General features: G+C 61.5%; 18 protein-coding genes. 16 read left to right on the top strand and 2 right to left on the bottom strand.

Features of this window, described 5'->3' with window-relative positions:
* Positions 1 to 2: 2 nt before the first annotated feature.
* The gene (locus tag AC3WKX_RS06235; protein WP_173883009.1) at positions 3 to 1,292 is read right to left on the bottom strand and encodes a type II toxin-antitoxin system HipA family toxin; all 1,290 of its coding nucleotides are present in this window, start codon (positions 1,290 to 1,292) and stop codon (positions 3 to 5) included.
* Positions 1,289 to 1,612, bottom strand: coding sequence for a helix-turn-helix domain-containing protein (locus tag AC3WKX_RS06230; RefSeq protein ID WP_024718120.1), 324 nt, complete (start codon positions 1,610 to 1,612; stop codon positions 1,289 to 1,291). The genes AC3WKX_RS06235 and AC3WKX_RS06230 overlap by 4 nt, the downstream gene beginning before the upstream one ends.
* Before the next feature lie 376 nt (positions 1,613 to 1,988).
* Here AC3WKX_RS06230 and AC3WKX_RS06225 point away from each other — a divergent pair, with 376 nt between their 5' ends.
* The 16 genes from AC3WKX_RS06225 to AC3WKX_RS06150 all read left to right on the top strand — a co-directional run bounded on the left by AC3WKX_RS06225 (position 1,989) and on the right by AC3WKX_RS06150 (position 15,926).
* Positions 1,989 to 2,345, top strand: coding sequence for an integrative conjugative element protein, RAQPRD family (locus AC3WKX_RS06225; RefSeq protein WP_057978213.1), 357 nt, complete (start codon positions 1,989 to 1,991; stop codon positions 2,343 to 2,345).
* On the top strand, positions 2,342 to 2,575 hold the full coding sequence (locus AC3WKX_RS06220) for a TIGR03758 family integrating conjugative element protein (protein WP_057978215.1): 234 nt from the start codon (positions 2,342 to 2,344) through the stop codon (positions 2,573 to 2,575). Before AC3WKX_RS06225 ends, AC3WKX_RS06220 begins: the two co-directional genes overlap by 4 nt.
* A 52-nt stretch (positions 2,576 to 2,627) precedes the next feature.
* Positions 2,628 to 2,954: a TIGR03745 family integrating conjugative element membrane protein gene (locus AC3WKX_RS06215; protein ID WP_082631599.1), complete on the top strand. Its 327-nt coding sequence runs from the start codon at positions 2,628 to 2,630 to the stop codon at positions 2,952 to 2,954.
* Between the two features lie 10 nt (positions 2,955 to 2,964).
* Complete coding sequence (locus tag AC3WKX_RS06210) at positions 2,965 to 3,366, top strand: TIGR03750 family conjugal transfer protein (protein ID WP_028622317.1); 402 nt, start codon at positions 2,965 to 2,967, stop codon at positions 3,364 to 3,366.
* Positions 3,363 to 4,055 carry a PFL_4703 family integrating conjugative element protein gene (locus AC3WKX_RS06205; protein WP_048350987.1) on the top strand — a complete coding sequence of 231 codons (693 nt, stop codon included), beginning with the start codon at positions 3,363 to 3,365 and terminating at the stop codon, positions 4,053 to 4,055. Before AC3WKX_RS06210 ends, AC3WKX_RS06205 begins: the two co-directional genes overlap by 4 nt.
* A complete protein-coding gene (locus AC3WKX_RS06200; protein ID WP_057978218.1) occupies positions 4,052 to 4,960 on the top strand; it encodes a TIGR03749 family integrating conjugative element protein in 909 nt (302 codons plus the stop codon). Before AC3WKX_RS06205 ends, AC3WKX_RS06200 begins: the two co-directional genes overlap by 4 nt.
* Entirely contained in the window at positions 4,950 to 6,386 is a 1,437-nt protein-coding gene (locus AC3WKX_RS06195) for a TIGR03752 family integrating conjugative element protein (protein WP_057978220.1), read from the top strand. The genes AC3WKX_RS06200 and AC3WKX_RS06195 overlap by 11 nt, the downstream gene beginning before the upstream one ends.
* Positions 6,367 to 6,801 (top strand): TIGR03751 family conjugal transfer lipoprotein, encoded by a 435-nt coding sequence (locus tag AC3WKX_RS06190; RefSeq protein ID WP_057978221.1) that lies wholly within the window; start codon positions 6,367 to 6,369, stop codon positions 6,799 to 6,801. Before AC3WKX_RS06195 ends, AC3WKX_RS06190 begins: the two co-directional genes overlap by 20 nt.
* Positions 6,801 to 9,665, top strand: coding sequence for a conjugative transfer ATPase (locus AC3WKX_RS06185; RefSeq protein WP_057978224.1), 2,865 nt, complete (start codon positions 6,801 to 6,803; stop codon positions 9,663 to 9,665). Before AC3WKX_RS06190 ends, AC3WKX_RS06185 begins: the two co-directional genes overlap by 1 nt.
* A 16-nt stretch (positions 9,666 to 9,681) precedes the next feature.
* Entirely contained in the window at positions 9,682 to 10,431 is a 750-nt protein-coding gene (locus AC3WKX_RS06180) for a DsbA family protein (protein ID WP_057005372.1), read from the top strand.
* A gap of 193 nt (positions 10,432 to 10,624) precedes the next feature.
* Entirely contained in the window at positions 10,625 to 11,104 is a 480-nt protein-coding gene (gene radC, locus AC3WKX_RS06175) for a RadC family protein (RefSeq protein ID WP_231990967.1), read from the top strand.
* Between the two features lie 194 nt (positions 11,105 to 11,298).
* Positions 11,299 to 11,718: a TIGR03757 family integrating conjugative element protein gene (locus AC3WKX_RS06170; RefSeq protein ID WP_057005374.1), complete on the top strand. Its 420-nt coding sequence runs from the start codon at positions 11,299 to 11,301 to the stop codon at positions 11,716 to 11,718.
* Complete coding sequence (locus AC3WKX_RS06165) at positions 11,715 to 12,650, top strand: TIGR03756 family integrating conjugative element protein (protein ID WP_057005375.1); 936 nt, start codon at positions 11,715 to 11,717, stop codon at positions 12,648 to 12,650. Before AC3WKX_RS06170 ends, AC3WKX_RS06165 begins: the two co-directional genes overlap by 4 nt.
* 10 nt (positions 12,651 to 12,660) lie before the next feature.
* Complete coding sequence (locus AC3WKX_RS06160; protein WP_057005376.1) at positions 12,661 to 14,052, top strand: integrating conjugative element protein; 1,392 nt, start codon at positions 12,661 to 12,663, stop codon at positions 14,050 to 14,052.
* Positions 14,049 to 14,387: a hypothetical protein gene (locus tag AC3WKX_RS06155; protein ID WP_057978225.1), complete on the top strand. Its 339-nt coding sequence runs from the start codon at positions 14,049 to 14,051 to the stop codon at positions 14,385 to 14,387. Before AC3WKX_RS06160 ends, AC3WKX_RS06155 begins: the two co-directional genes overlap by 4 nt.
* Positions 14,388 to 14,402: 15 nt before the next feature.
* Positions 14,403 to 15,926, top strand: coding sequence for a conjugal transfer protein TraG N-terminal domain-containing protein (locus AC3WKX_RS06150; protein ID WP_057978227.1), 1,524 nt, complete (start codon positions 14,403 to 14,405; stop codon positions 15,924 to 15,926).
* Positions 15,927 to 15,934: the final 8 nt, after the last annotated feature.

Below are 15,934 nucleotides of genomic sequence, written 5' to 3'. Positions count from 1 at the left end.
TTTCAGGCCAGTAATGCCTGCGCCGCCTCCATTTGCTCGTGCTCAAACGCTGGCGCAAAATCGTCCAACTCGCTCGCTTGCAACCCCACCACTGCACTGAGCGCAATCTGCCGCCAGTCCAGCACGGCGTCATACACTTCTGCCAGCACGGCCAACGCATCCTCCCGACTCAACGAAAAATAGGTGCTCCGCGCCAGCAGCATCTCAAGATCGGTGATCGGTCCATCCTCCTCCGACAGCCAGGTTTTCGACTCTCGCTCTTTGTCCGGGAAGGGATTGACGTCGAATGCCGGTGCCAGCCGCCAGAGCCCCTTTTCCACATGAAGAAAGCCATGGTTCTGCAGGTGGTCATCCACATTGGTGATCAGTAGGTTAAAAACCAGTCGCCGCCACAGCTGCTGCACATCTGCGGTCGGTGCATACCCCACGGAACGGATAGCATCGGCAATTTCGGTATAGCTTCGATCCTCTTCGCGCGACGCCTGCAGCAAAGACGCGGCGGACTGGTATGGAATACGCCCATCAGCACTATCGCGATCGAAACGACGGATGATAGCGACCGGTACGCCGTCCAACTCTATGATACGGGCCGGCGCGGCATTGATACCTGCTTGTTTTGCCAAGCATAAGGCCAGCACTTCGCCGCGCGTCACGCTACGGGTGTCGCCCACGCTTGGGAATTTTCCAATGGCGAGTGCGCCATCCTCATCGACCACCGTGCTCTTGGGGCGCATCCCGCCGAGCGATGTGCCTTTGCCCTGAAGGTAACGCAAATCTTCAGTGCTTTCCTGACCTTTCTCAACTGCCCGGCTGGCCTGGTAGATGCGCTGCAATTCCAGCAGTGGCGGTGTAGCGCGCCGTCCATCTTCAATCGTCCGGCAATAATGTCCGTTCTGATCGCGCAGTCTCAGCGCGCCGATCCGGCTGAAATCGTCAACCGCCAGCAGGTAGTCCATCTCTGTCAGCGACGCGAGCGATGGATTACCCTTACGACGCTTGGCATGGTCACGTGCGATGACCCGGCGTCCCCAAGCGTCCGGTGTCGTATCGGCAATGGCGAAATGAAAGACCGAATCGTGAGCTGAGGGAGCTCTACGTGGCTGATAACCCGAGATCAGGCTGAGATCGGCAGAAACATTGAACCCCTCCTGATTCCCCAACCATCCCTGCTCATAGGCAAAGGTGGTGTTCTCACGGCGTCCCTGCTTGACGTAAATAAGAGTGCCAACAGGTATTCCCGCCTTACCAAGACAGACCTGGACTTGCTGGCGAACTGAAGTAACCGATTTCATAATGCCCCCGATGCCGGCGGTTTACTGCGTACACGTTTAGGCAATTGTTCATCCATCAGCGTCAACCCGATGTCGTCGTGCGCCGTATCCAGCAGGTTGGCCAGCGCCTGTACCTCACCGAACACGTGCAAGGCGCGGGCGAAGAAATGAATAGGCACCCGCATATCCCCTTTCTCCATGCGCCGAACAGTGGACACAGAAGCTCCCATTCGCTCTGCAAGCGAGGCCTGTGAAATCCGTCGACGCCTGCGTGCAAGCTCAATGTCGCTGCCGAGCTTGCGGAGCGCCCGCTCGACGGGCAACGGCAATGGTGTACTCATTTATCATCCTCATAGGAACGCTTAAGGCTATTATCAGTTCCCATGAGAACAATTACCTCACGCCTTGTTACTGTTGTCAATAAACATCCCACGGGAGCGCTAATAAGCGATTAGCACTCCAATCAGAATGCTAAAGTGAAATTTGACAAGATATCCGCCCTGAGCGTCCACGATTTCGATACGCAGAGACACAGATGAAGAGATAGCTGTTCTGCGATGAAACAATCGCCCCTGCCACTCTCTTCAGAATGCACAACGCAACACCACCAAAAAAATGTTGTAAGGAAAGTGGTGAGGAGTAACTCCCCATTGTTTGCGGCTTTCCACCAGCTATCCCCGCAGCATCGAGCCATTCGAGTCCATCGGAAATGGCGCAATGGCAAGGTTTCACAATTCGGCTTACGCATGGCGACGTCCTGTCGTAGCGTTGCTGCTCACCAGTATCTTCATCACACAGCTCGCCGCCGCAGCTGACGATGGGTATGAGCGTGAACACCTGGCGGCCGTCGCCCGCCAGCTCGACCTGCTTGACCGTCTGGCCAAACAATCCGCCAGCACCGCCCCCGAGTCACGCTCCCGCTATCACTTCGACTATCGGCGTCTGGATGCCGACCTGCAGCGCATGCGGTCGGGCATCAACGACTACCTGACGCCTCAGCGTGCACAGCCACGCGATCCCTCTGCACTGCTTGGCGATTACCGCCAGGACGCCAAACAGGAGGATGACCGATGAACGCCAACCAGCTTGCCGCCTTTCAGGCCAATGCAGGCTTCACCCCCTCTGCTGTCGCCGGCGTACTGCTCGGCGCCGTGTTCGCAACCCTGCTGCTGTGGGGCGTATGGGCCCTGCGCACAGCCTATGTCGGCTGGTCGGAACAGCGGATTTCCCAGCGTCAGTTCGTCGGCGTTGCGGTGAGGTTTATCGCGATGTACGTGGTGCTGACTTTTTTCCTGCTCTCCTAACGCAAAGGCTCACATCATGAACCTGCTCTCGTATCGCTTGCATTCGGCACGTATGGCCGTCCTGACCTCGGCATCCACACTCGCCATGCTGCCGACGTTTGTCCGGGCCGACCTCCCAACCCTGGAAGATCCGTCGAGGGGCACCGGCTCCGGCATCATGGAGACGCTGCGCAATTACGGTTACGACATCGTGATGCTCGTTGCCTTGCTGGTGGTCGCCTCGATGTTTGTCGGTGTCTGCTACCACGCCTACGGTACCTATGCGGAAATCCACACGGGCCGCAAAACCTGGGGGCAATTCGGCCTGACGGTGGCCGTGGGCGCCGTCCTGCTGGTCGTTGGTGTCTGGCTGCTCACTGAAGCCACCGGCGTGCTCTAGGAGTCATGCCATGAGCACGCATCAGGACATTCGGCCTGACGGGACGGTGGTGTTTCTTCCACACCGTCTCAACCGTCACCCCGTGGTCGTCCGCGGCCTTACCGCGGATGAGCTGTGGATCTGCGCCGGGCTGTCGGCGGCAGGCAGCCTGGTGGTTGGCGTGCCGCTGGCCTTTGTATTTTCGACGATCGCCATCGTGCCCACGGCCATCATGCTGGGCATCGCTGCCGGGGTGTTTGCAGGTGGAGGCATGCTGCGTCGCCAGAAACGTGGCAGACCCGATACCTGGCTGTATCGCCAACTGCAGTGGCGTATTGCACAGCGTCATCCAGCCTTAGCGTCTTTTGTGGGCGCGCACGCGTTAGTGATCCGATCGGGTTACTGGAGCACGCGCAGGAGCAAGGCAGCGTGAGCCGGTTCAAGAACGAAATCACTCACCTCCAGTCGCACATCAAGACCTTGCGGCTGGGGCTTGGCGCACTACTTGTTATCGCCTTGGTGATGGGCGGCGGCTGGTGGAGCGCACCGCGTGACCTGACCGTGCACGTCCCGCCCGACCTGCGCTCCGGCAGTACCCGGAAATGGTGGGAAGTGCCACCCGAAAGCGTCTACGCCTTCTCGTTCTACATCTGGCAGCAACTCCAGCGCTGGCCCACCAACGGTGACGAAGACTATGCGCGCAACATTCATGTACTGGCGCCCTACTTCACCCCCGCCTGCCAGACCTTTCTGCGCAATGACTATGAATACCGCCGTACGGCAGGTGAGTTACGCCAGCGGGTACGAGGCATTTATGAAATTCCGGGGCGTGGCTACGGCGAGAACCCGGCCCAGCGGGTGAAAGTCGTCTCCGACCGCGATTGGATCGTCACGCTTGATGTGACGGCGGATGAGTACTACGGCGCCGAGCAGGTCAAACGAGCGCTGGTTCGTTACCCGCTCAAGGTCGTACGGGTGGACGTCGACCCCGAGCGCAACCCGTTCGGCCTGGCCCTGGACTGCTACAGCGGCGCGCCGCAACGCATCATCAGCCCCGACCCCGTCACACCTGCCAGCACCACGCCGGGCGGGCTGGGTGGCGCTATGGGAGAGACGCCATGAAACACCTGCTCTGTGCCTTCAGCCTGCTGCTCACCGTTGTGCTGTCGCCGACAGTCCACGCCGTGGAGATCCTTCGCTGGGAGCGCCTGCCCCTGGCGGTTTCCCTGGTCGTGGATCAGGAGCGGATCGTGTTCATCGACCGCAACGTCCGCGTGGGTGTGCCTGCTTCACTCGCCGGACGCCTGCGGGTACAAAGTGCCGGTGGTGCACTCTATCTGCGCGCCAGTGAGCCCATCGAACCAACACGCCTGCAACTGCAGGATGCTGACAACGGGACACTGATCCTGCTGGACATCGCGGCTGAGCCCGCTCGGGCAGGCCAGGCAGCGATGGAGCCCGTGCGCATTGTTGAGGCTGAGGGCCCTGCTCAACGCTACGGCGAGGCGCAGACATCTCAGGACAGTCATGACAGCGCCGACACGACCAGCCCGCCTCGTGCTGCCCGTGAAACACCTGTGCCCGTGGTTCTGACCCGCTACGCCGCGCAGCACCTGTACGCCCCACTGCGCACAGTCGAATCCGTTCCTGGCGTGACGCGCGTGAACCTGCGCCGCCATCAGCCCCTAGACGCGCTGCTGCCCACCCTGCCCGTTCAGGCCAGAGCCATCGCCGCCTGGCGGCTGGATGATCTGTGGGTGACCGCCGTCAGGTTGGCCAACAGGTCGACCTACTGGCTCACCCTGGATCCGCGCGAACTGCTGGGTGATTTCACGAACGCAACGTTTCAGCATTCAGCCTTGGGCCCTGTCGGTACCCCGGAAGACACCTCGGTGGTTTACCTGGTGACCCGAGGGCATGGCCTGGCCGAATCTCTGTTGCCGGCAGTCAGCCCGATCAATGCAGCGCTGAATCTGCCGTCCCCCTCAACGCCTGCCCCGAAGGACGGAGTTCGTCATGAAAGGTAACGGTCTGCTGAAGTGGCTGATGGTGCCCATGGCGCTCTTGCTGGTGTTCGTCGGGATCAAGCTGTTTTCCGACGGTAACGTCCAACCGGTCAATGACGGCACTCCCCGGCTGACGCCGCAAGAGGCAAAGGCATTGGGTATCGAAGGCGACACGCCCCGCGACACCGTGGCGACGCTGGTAGGTCAGGTCAAACAACTGCGTACCGAATTGCAGGGTGCGATGGCGGACAACAAAACGCAGAAGTCTGAAAACGAGCGGTTGCGTCAGCGTGAAGGCTCAATTGACCGGCGCATCCAAAGTGCGCTGGAGACTGAACGCAACCAGTTGCGCAACGACCGTGAGCAGGTCTCCGGCGAGCGGCAGCAAGCTCAGGGCTTGCTGCAAGACCTGCAGCGCCAAATCGAAGGGCTGTCCAGTCAGCGTGGCGATGCCGACCTTCCCATCGGTCTGGGCCTGAAACCCGGGGACGGCGATGGACTCGGCAGTGACGGTATTCACTGGATTGAACCGGACGATGCCAGGCGCGATGGTAAAAGTAGCGCCTCTGGCAAGCGCGACAGCTTCAGCTTCCCCACCCGTTTCGGGCCCGCGCAGAAGACGCTGGAAGCGACCCGGGAGACCGTCGTGGAAGCTGGCAGCAAGGCGACGGGTGTGTCCACCGCAACGCCGGTTTACACCGTGCCAACCAACGCAACGCTGATGGGCTCGATTGCGATGACTGCGTTGATCGGGCGCGTGCCGGTGGACGGTACGGTGAATGACCCCTACCCGTTCAAGGTCCTCATTGGTCCCGACAACCTCACCGCCAACGGCATCGACCTCCCCGAGGTGTCCGGCGCGGTGGTCAGCGGTACCGCATCAGGCGACTGGACGCTGTCCTGCGTGCGCGGCCAGATCCGCAGTGTGACGTTCGTGTTCCATGACGGCACCATCCGCACCGTGCCCGAAGAGGGCCAGCTCGGTGGCAACCAGCAGCAGGACAACAGGGGCAGCAACGCTACCCAGGAAGGCCTGGGCTGGATCAGCGATCCCTATGGCATCCCGTGCGTTTCAGGTGAACGCCGCAGCAACGCCCAGCAGTACCTCGGCAGTCAGGCGCTGATTACGGCGGCGGGTGCCGGCGTCGCATCGCTGATCAAATCGGACAACGACAGCGTCGCTGTGGTGGCTAACAACAACGGTTCAATGGGCACCGTGGGTATTACCGGCAACGAAGCGGTGGGCCGCATCCTCGCGGGCGGTGTGCAGGACATGTCGCAGTGGGTGAACAAGCTCTACGGGCAGGCCTTCGCAGCCGTCTACGTCAAGCCCGGTGCCCAGGTCGCCGTCCATCTCGAACAACCCCTCAGCATCGACTACGCCCCCAAAGGTCGTCGCGTCGATCACCGTTTAGGAGGCGCTCCCCATGCGCAGGATCTGGATTAACGGCCTGACGGTCCTCATGGTGGCCGTGGCCTTGGCCGGCTGCTCGACCAGCAAGGAAAAGATGCTGCCGCATGACGGCAACACCATGCTCGATATCTGGAACGAGGAGACCGGCGGTGCCGCGCGTGGCGGGCAGAGTGCCCAGCAGTTGCTGGACGCCCGGCAGTCGCTGCGTCGGTCACTCACGCAAGACGATGTGAACGCGGCGCCGACTGTCAACGCAAGCTATACCCGCACCGCGCAGAACGAGATCTACCGGCAGTTCCACCGCCTGCCCAATCCAGACCTTGTGATGTACGTCTTCCCCCATCTGGCAGGCACTGATCCCGCTCCCGTTCCCGGGTACACGACCGTCTTTCCCCTGTACCAGCGGGTCCAGTACGCCATGCCCGGTGAACGGGTCGAGAACTACTGATGCGCTGGCCATTTTCCCGCGTACCTGAGACAACTCAGACAGACAGGCCAACGCCGGATGCCTGGGAACGCCATGTTGCCGAACTGCAGGCTCACGGCATTCCGACGCCGGGCAAGCCCGGTGCCACGCGGCGGCGTCCTGCCACACAGGCTGACGAGCAGGCGCTTTATGACGTCGCGCCCTCGTTTGCCGATCTGTTGCCCTGGGTCGAATACCTGTCCGACTCAAAATGCATGCTGCTCGAAGACGGCGTCTCCGTCGCGGCATTTTTTGAATTGATGCCCGTCGGTACGGAGGGCCGTGAGGCGGCCTGGCTTGCGCAGGCGCGCGACGCCCTGGAAAACGCACTACAGGACAGTTTCGATGAACTGGATGACTCGCCCTGGGTGATGCAGCTCTACGCTCAGGACGAGACCGACTGGAACCCGTACCTTGCCTCCCTGCGCAGTTATCTCCAGCCACGGGCACAGGGCAGCGCCTTCAGCGAGTTCTACCTGCGCTTTTTCGGTCACCATCTGCGGGCCGTTGCCAAGCAGGGCGGCCTGTTCGAGGACCGCACAGTCACCAAGTTACCCTGGCGCGGCCAAACGCGCCGCGTCCGCCTGGTGGTATATCGGCGGGCTGGGAGTACGCCCGCCCGACGCGGGCAATCCCCCGAGCAGGCATTGAATGTCATTTGCGACCGGCTGCTCGGCGGCCTGTCCAATGCGGGCATACGCGCCCGTCGCCTGCAGGCGGCAGATATTCATGCCTGGCTGGTGCTTTGGTTCAACCCGCGGCCGACGATGCTCGGCCCCACGTTAGACGACCGCGAACGCTTCTACCGCCTCACGTCCTATCCGACGGAGTCCGAACCCGGCGAGCTGGAACTGGCCAGTGGTACGGATTTCGCGCAGCGCCTGTTTTTCGGCCAGCCCCGCTCTGACGTCGAAAACGGCCTGTGGTACTTCGACGACCTGCCCCACCGGACCGTTGTTGTCGACCGGTTGCGCACGCCGCCCAACACCGGGCACATCACCGGTGAAACCCGCAAGGGCGGTGATGCGATCAATGCCCTGATGGATCAGATGCCCGAAGACACGGTGATGTGCCTGACGATGGTCGTCACGCCGCAGGACATTCTTGAGGCGCACCTGAATCACCTGGCGAAAAAGGCAGTTGGTGAAACCCTGGCCTCGGAACAGGCATTGAAGGACGTCCAGCAGGCGCGCGGGCTGATTGGCAGTGCACACAAGCTGTATCGCGCCTCGCTGGCGTTCTACCTTCGGGGTCGGGACATGGCAGACCTCGATACCCGCGGTCTGCAACTGGGCAACGTCCTGCTCAACGCAGGCCTGCAACCGGTGCGCGAAGAAGATGAAGTCGCGCCGCTCAACAGCTATCTGCGTTGGTTACCCTGTGTCTATGACCCGGGCAAAGACAAGCGTCAGTGGTACACCCAACTCATGTTCGCGCAGCATGTAGCCAACCTGGCACCGACTTGGGGGCGCAGTGCCGGCACCGGCCGCCCCGGGATCACCTTCTTCAACCGTGGCGGCGGCACCATCACCTTTGATCCGTTGAACCGACTCGACCGCCAGATGAATGCACACCTGTTCCTGTTCGGCCCCACCGGTTCAGGCAAGTCGGCCACGCTCAACAACATCCTCAACCAGATCACCGCCATCTACCGGCCACGGCTGTTCATCGTGGAAGCCGGTAACAGCTTTGGCCTCTACGGTGAGTTCGCCGCGCGTCTGGGGCTGACGGTGCATCGCGTCAGGCTTTCGCCCGGTGCAGGCGTGAGCCTTGCGCCCTTCGCCGACGCCTGGCGCCTGGTCGACACGCCCAGCCAGGTCCAGACACTCGATGCCGACGCGCTCGATGAAGAATCCGCCGAGGGCGATGCCAGTGCTGACGAGCAACGTGATGTGCTGGGTGAACTGGAGATCACCGCACGATTGATGATCACCGGCGGGGAGGACAGAGAGGAAGCCAGGATGACCCGTGCCGATCGCAGCCTGATCCGTCAGTGCATCCTCGAGGCCGCCCATCGCTGCGTGATAGAAAAACGCACGGTACTGACCCGTGATGTACGCAATGCGCTGCGCGAACGCGGTTGCGATTCGACGTTACCCGAGACACGTCGTACTCGTCTGCTGGAAATGGCCGATGCGATGGACATGTTCTGCCAGGGCGTCGATGGCGAGATGTTCGACAGGCCGGGTACGCCTTGGCCGGAGGCCGATATCACGGTTGTCGACCTGGCCACGTTCGCCCGCGAGGGCTACAACGCGCAGCTGTCGATTGCCTACATTTCGCTGATCAACACCGTCAACAACATCGCCGAGCGCGACCAGTTCCTCGGCCGCCCGATCATCAATGTCACCGATGAAGGCCACATCATCACCAAGAACCCGCTGCTCGCGCCCTATGTGGTCAAGATCACCAAGATGTGGCGCAAACTGGGCGCCTGGTACTGGCTGGCAACGCAGAACCTGGACGACCTGCCGAAAGCCGCCGAGCCCATGCTCAACATGATCGAGTGGTGGATTTGCCTGAGCATGCCGCCCGACGAGGTGGAGAAGATTGCCCGGTTTCGTGAACTGAACGCCTCGCAGAAGGCCCTGATGCTGTCCGCACGCAAGGAAGCCGGAAAATTCACGGAGGGGGTGATTTTGTCAAAATCAATGGAGTTGCTGTTCCGTGCGGTACCGCCCAGCCTGTACCTGGCGCTGGCAATGACGGAACCCGAAGAGAAAGCCGAACGTTTTCAGTTGATGCAGCAGCACGGCATCAGTGAACTGGAAGCCGCGCTACGCGTTGCCGACCAGATCGACCGAGCGCGGGGCATCGAGCCGCTGCGCTACGACCTGTTTGATTGACGTCGAGGATTCCGCCATGCCTTCGCCCACTTTCCTCCTCTACCGTCGGTGGCCGTGCGGGGTCTGGCTGCTGGGGTGGGTGATTGCTGGCCTGCTCGTGCTCTGGCTTTGGTCGTGGGCCGACGAGTCGCATGAGTCAACCCACACGTCGGACACCACCGCTGCCCAGCACCCGGCCGGCCCACCTTGGCGCTATGGACGCATGAATGCGCGCTTCACCATTGTCGAATACGCCGATCTCGAATGCCCCTACTGCAAGGCCTATGACCCCATACTGCGGCATTGGATCGACCAGCACCCGGAGGTGAATCTGCAATGGCACCACCTGCCGCTAGCCATGCACGAGCCGGCAGCGACTCGACAGGCGCGTCTGGCCGAATGCATCGGCGAGTCCCACGGCCATGATGCGTTCTGGCAAGCCATCACCTGGATCTACCAGCACACCCGCAGCGACGGCCAGGGCCTGCCGCCCGACACCGAGTACCACGGCCAGGACCCAACCGTGCAAGCCTGCCTCGCCAGTGAGCGGCCCGACACCATCATCCAGGGGCAGGCCAACGAAGCACGCCATGGCGGCGTGAGCGCCACCCCGACCCTGCGTCTGATCGACCACCACAGCGGCCAGTCACTGACCCTGGCCGGCCCGGCCGAAGGCGACGCGTTGCTGTCGGCATTGGACCTATTGGTGTCCAACGGTACGGCGCCATACGCAGCACAACTTCATCACCAAATGCCTGCCGACGTCGTCGGCGACATGCCCAGATAGCCCGCGGTCTTCAAGGCTATGGCGCGGTTTCGACCGCGTTGACTGCACGCCAGTTCGCCACGCATCCCCCGAGCGAACGGTCATCTGCGCAAGCGATGGCGGATGCCTATCGTCACTGTCTCCGGAGGGTCCGCCCTCCAGGGACGGCTGCCTCCAATTCCTAAAGGAGGTTCCCATGTCCACATCCCTCGCCATGATCAGTGGTAATGCGTCACTCAATCCCGTCGGCACACCGGACGACGACCAAATCATCGAACAGGCGTTGGTCATCCTTGAGCAGCGAGTGTTCACTCGTGGCCCCTCGCTGCAAAGCCCGGAGGATGTGCGCAATTTCCTGCAGCTGAAAATCGCAGCACAGCCGCATGAAGTCTTTGGCGCCGTGTTCCTCGATTCGAAGCATCAGGTGCTGGCCTACGAGCCTTTGTTCCAAGGCACTATCGACAGCGCCAGCGTCTATCCACGGGTGGTGCTCAAGCGCTGCCTGGACCATAACGCCGCCGCTCTGGTGCTCTGCCACAATCACCCTTCCGGCTGTACTGAACCCAGTACGGCGGACGAAACGTTGACCCAGCGATTGAAGGAGATATTGGGACAGGTCGATATCCGTCTGCTGGATCACTTCATCATCGGGAAAGGCGATCCTTATTCGTTCGCCGAACACGGATTGATCTGATCCTCCTCGCGCCAGCTTGCTGACGCTCCAACACCCCATCGGAAGCGATGCTTTCGATGGGGTATCTGCGGTCCACGAAATACCGCGATTCATCGGTGCATGGAAACCGGGCACCTCCCTTTTCCGATTGTTTGTTGTCGCGTTAAGCGCGATGCGTTGCACTACCGAGGTCATGAACCACCGGATGCTGCGCCATGTTGTGTTCTCTTTCGCCCGGCCCGATCAGTTGCCTGGCCTTGGCCATTGCGCTGTGTGCCTCTGCGGCTAGTGCAATGGATATCTGGGTCATCACCGACCGCCAACATCCCGTGCAAGGTACACCTGACCGACTGATCGAGCTGGATGCACCCGCGCGTATTGAAGCCGAACTGTCGACCGATCTTCCAAGTGATGTCCAGCAAGCGTCACTCTTGGTACAGCAGCGCCTCAAGCACGGCGGCCCCGCGCTGGAGCAGCGTCTGGCCAGGACCTACCAGGACGTGACCGATGCCTGGAGCTTGGGCATTACCTCTCTCCCCGCCATCGTCATGGATCAACGCTACGTAGTTTATGGCGAGCCGGGCGTCGCCACGGCGATCGCACGCATCGAGGCCTACCGGAGGACTCAACCATGAAGTGTGCCCGGCTTCGGCGTACCGGCATCGCCACCATTCTGTTAATGACCGCCTCGTCATCGTTCGCGCTCAACACCGCGACCATCGTGTCTTCCACTTTGTCCCCATCGTGCCTGGAATACCGGGTGGTAGGGATCTGCTATTGGCTGTTCTGCACGCCGTTCGGCTGCTCGGTGCGGACGTCCACCAAGGTGCGCCACTACATTCCGGATGCCGTGGTTTCGAGTTACTCCAATACCGGTGAGAACCCGTGGCTCGAAGTGCGGGCCATGAGCGCACCCAACGTGACGGCCCAGGCCGGTGGCGACGGCACGACGAACCATGACAATGAAAGCAACATGGCGAAGTTCAAGAACGCCGACGTGATCGGCCATCCCGGCGGTCATGTGTTCGGCCAATTTGCCAGCACCTCAGGTTACGCCTGCAAAGGTGCCGGCACCGCGTTCATGCCGTACCTGCTGAGCACGCTCGACACCGTGGCCTGGCGCTACAACGTGCCCGAAGCCGTGTACCCAGAGGCCCTGATTCCGGGCATGCGCGAGATCGGCGCGCGCAGCACGTTCAACCTGTGGGGCGCCGTCTATCCGCGCGGCGGATTTCTGCATCAGACCGACGATTATAAGACCGGTGCCGTGGTCGCCCAACGCGCCGGCGACATCGTCACCCGGCGGGGGCAATTGCATGTCTATCAGCCATTGCTCGCGAACTCGCAGCCCGGTTACTGGCCGGCCGGAGCGCTGGAGGAAAGCAATGCCTCGACCGGCAAGTGGCAGGAGCTGACGCCGCGTCTTTCCAACAGCTGCGCGGTGTTCCCCCACAGCGAACCGCTGACCCAGGCCCAGCAAGGTGATTATGCCTGGGCGCTTTGGCGCCCATACAGCTGTTGCGAACGCCGCGGGCAGACGTTCCTCGGCAGTACAGACTTCAACTGAGGGGAAAACAATGAAGCGTCCTGTCACCCTCTTCCACCCATTGCCGTTGCGGTGGCAGGTGGCCCTGCTGGCCAGCGCGCTGGTGCTGGTCAGCAACCTGGTATCGGCCCAAACTGACGGTTTCCAGAACAGCGGCAGCGTGATTGGCGACGACCTCATGTATTCGATCGGTGGCGGCAGCGCGGTGTCTATGAGCCGCGCGGCCGGCATGCATTCGCTCGGTGTGGGCGCGGGCTGGAACAGCAACCTGATGTGCGGCGACATGAACATCAGCACCACGATCCAGAATCAGCTCAACGGCCTCACCAATGGCTTTCAGAACATCATGAGCAGCGTGATCCAGAACGCGACGAGCGCGGTCGCGTCGTTGCCGGCGCTGATCATTCAGCGGGCAGACCCCGGCCTCTACAACCTGTTGACCAACGGTATTCTTCAGGCCAGGCTCGATTTCGATCGTTCCAAACTGACCTGCCGCGCGATGGCCGAGAAGATGGCCGACACGGCAGGCGGACAGATGAGCTGGAGCCAGCTCGCCGAGGGGATGGCGTTGCGCCAGGCGGTGGCGAGCACTGACGCGGTGTCAGCCATCGAACAGGCTGAGACCAGCCGGGGCAAGGATGGCGTGCCGTGGGTGGGCGGCGGCAATGCTGGCGGTGCCGGCCAGCCGTCGATCAAAGTGATCGGCGATGTAACGCGTGCCGGCTACAACCTGGTCAATGGCCGCAGTGCAACCGACCCAACATCCATCGACCCGACGAGCTGTAATAGCCTGGCCTGCCAGACCTGGTCGTCGCCGCAAGCGGCCACCGACTGGGCCACACGCGTGCTCGGCGAACAGGAGCAGCGCACCTGCGCGATCTGCACCAAGACCCAGACCGTGCCAGGCGTCGGGTTGACGCCGCTGATTCAGGAAGAGTACGAGGCCAAGCTGGAAACGCTGCAGGAATTGATCAGCGGCGCCCGCCATACCACCGCTGAGAACTTGCGTGCAGCCGGCAGTACATCCTTGCCGGTTACCCGCGGCGTGATCGAAGCGCTGCGCGATGAACCCGACCAAGATGTCCTCGCCCACCGCCTAGCGTCCGAGGTAGCGCTGGCGTCGGTACTGGAAAAGGCTCTGCTGCTGCAGCGCACACTATTGACCGGCAAGAAAGAACCCAATGTCGCGGCTAACCAATTGGCCGTCGAAGCGGTCAATCATGAAAGCGACACGCTCGACCGCGAAATCCTCAACCTCAAAACCGAATTGGAGATCAGGCGCGAGCTGGCAAACAACTCGCCGATGACGATCATTCAGCGCCATGGCACGCGCGCGTCAGGCTCGCGTGGTATCTACGAGGGCGACCCGGTGCCGGATCGCCTCGACCAGTTACAGCGCTCCCATCCAGGAGACCCGCCATGAACGCAGCATGGCTACGGCCGCGCTGGCGCGTCGCCAGGGCATTGCTATGGATGCTGCTGCTCGTTGCGCTGGCAGTGGCGGCCAACATCGCTGGCCTCTATCGGGTCGGCAGCATTGCCGGCTGGGAACTCTGGCTGGCGAACGCGGCTGGCTACTTCCTGCTGTGGCGGCTCTGCCTCTACGGGGCGACTGTCTATGGCTGGGTGTGGATGCGCCGTCGGTTGCTGGCACGCGAATCGGATGCCTCGACACAGCGCCGGCTGCTACGTACCGAAATCGCCGGAGTCACTGCGATCGTCGCACTGGAGGCCAGCCTGCTGATGCAGGCGGTCTAGCGGGAGACCTGGAACATGACGCTTTTCACCACTGACTATCTGGAGTATTACCTGACCCTCGTGGGCTGGATCGTCCACAACGGCATCTGGGCGGTGCTGGTTTCCAGCGGCGTGTTCGCCATTCCCTTTATAGCCATTATTATCCAGGAATGGCTCAAAGCACGTACTGAAGGGGCCGACGAAGGCAACAAGGGCGTACTGTCCTCGATGCGCATCGAGAACCGCATCTGGGTGGCCATCGTCGTGCTGATGTTCGCCGGCATCCCGTTTATCGATATTGACCTCGGCACGATCAAGTACGACCAGGCGCGATCGGCACAGTGCCAGGTTAATATTCCGCAACCTACGGATACCGGCTGGTCGCAGTCATTCAGCACGCTCAACAACCAGAGTGCCAAGGTGCCGGTGTGGTGGGCATTCATGCATGCACTCTCGCGTGCGGTGACGGGGGCCTCGGTTGCGGCGATCCCGTGCGGAACAGATCTGCGACAAATGAGGATGGACATCAACACTACGCGCATTGACGACCCCCTCCTCGCACAGGACGTGGCGGACTTCACCCACGACTGCTATGGACCCGCCAGGGCGAAATTGTTCATGAGTCGACCGGAACTGGATGAAGCACAGATGCATGACGTGACCTGGATCGGCTCCAGTTACTTCGTCAACACCAACGGTTTCTACGACACCTACCATGCTAAGACACCCCGTGATGGCTGGCCCTACGATAGCAACCGAGACGCCGGACTCGCACAGGTGCCGAGCGGAGCGGGTTATCCAACATGTCATCAGTGGTGGAGCGATGGCAGTAACGGGTTGCGCACACGGCTATTGGCCCAAGTCGACCCCAACCTGCTCAACCGAATGGCAGGATGGGCCGGATTCTTGAGTCGTGCCGAAGTGGATAACTCGGTGGTCCGTGCGATCGCCTCCCCGCGCCAACAGAAGCTCAATCAGGGAACGGTTTACACCGACTATGGTGGCCAGATCGACAAGACCCTGCCGAACATCGTTACCCGCACGGCGGGCGACGTAGGTCTTGCGGTGGGAGCCATTCCTGCATTTCCGGCGATGGACGTGGTGCGCCAGGCCCTGCCAATGGTGTTGTCGCTGCTGAAGATGGCCTTGGTGATCTGCATCCCGCTAGTGCTGTTGATGGGCACCTACGACCTGAAGACCGTGGTCACCGTCAGCGTGGTCCAGTTCGCGCTGTTCTTCGTCGACTTCTGGTTCCAGCTCGCTCGCTGGATCGACAGCACCATCCTCAACGCGCTCTATGGCTCGGGCTGGGGTTGGAACCGGCCCGTCACTAATTTCGATCCAGTGATGGGGTTGAACAACGCCTTTGGCGATCTGTTGCTGAACTTCGTCATGGGGACGATGTTCATTGTGCTGCCAACCTTCTGGGTGATGGCGCTATCTTGGGCGGGTATCCAAGCAGGGAACATTCTTCAGGGGCTTGTTGGCGCTACAGGAGATGCAAAAGCCGCCGGTGGAAAGGGACCCAATGCATTGATGAAGGCCGTTTCAAAGAAATGAGCGGGTAG

It is taken from the genome of Pseudomonas sp. GP01-A4 (assembly GCF_058780865.1).
The sequence above is the reverse complement of the archived record's forward strand: the minus strand, read 5'-3'. Positions and strand labels throughout refer to the sequence as shown.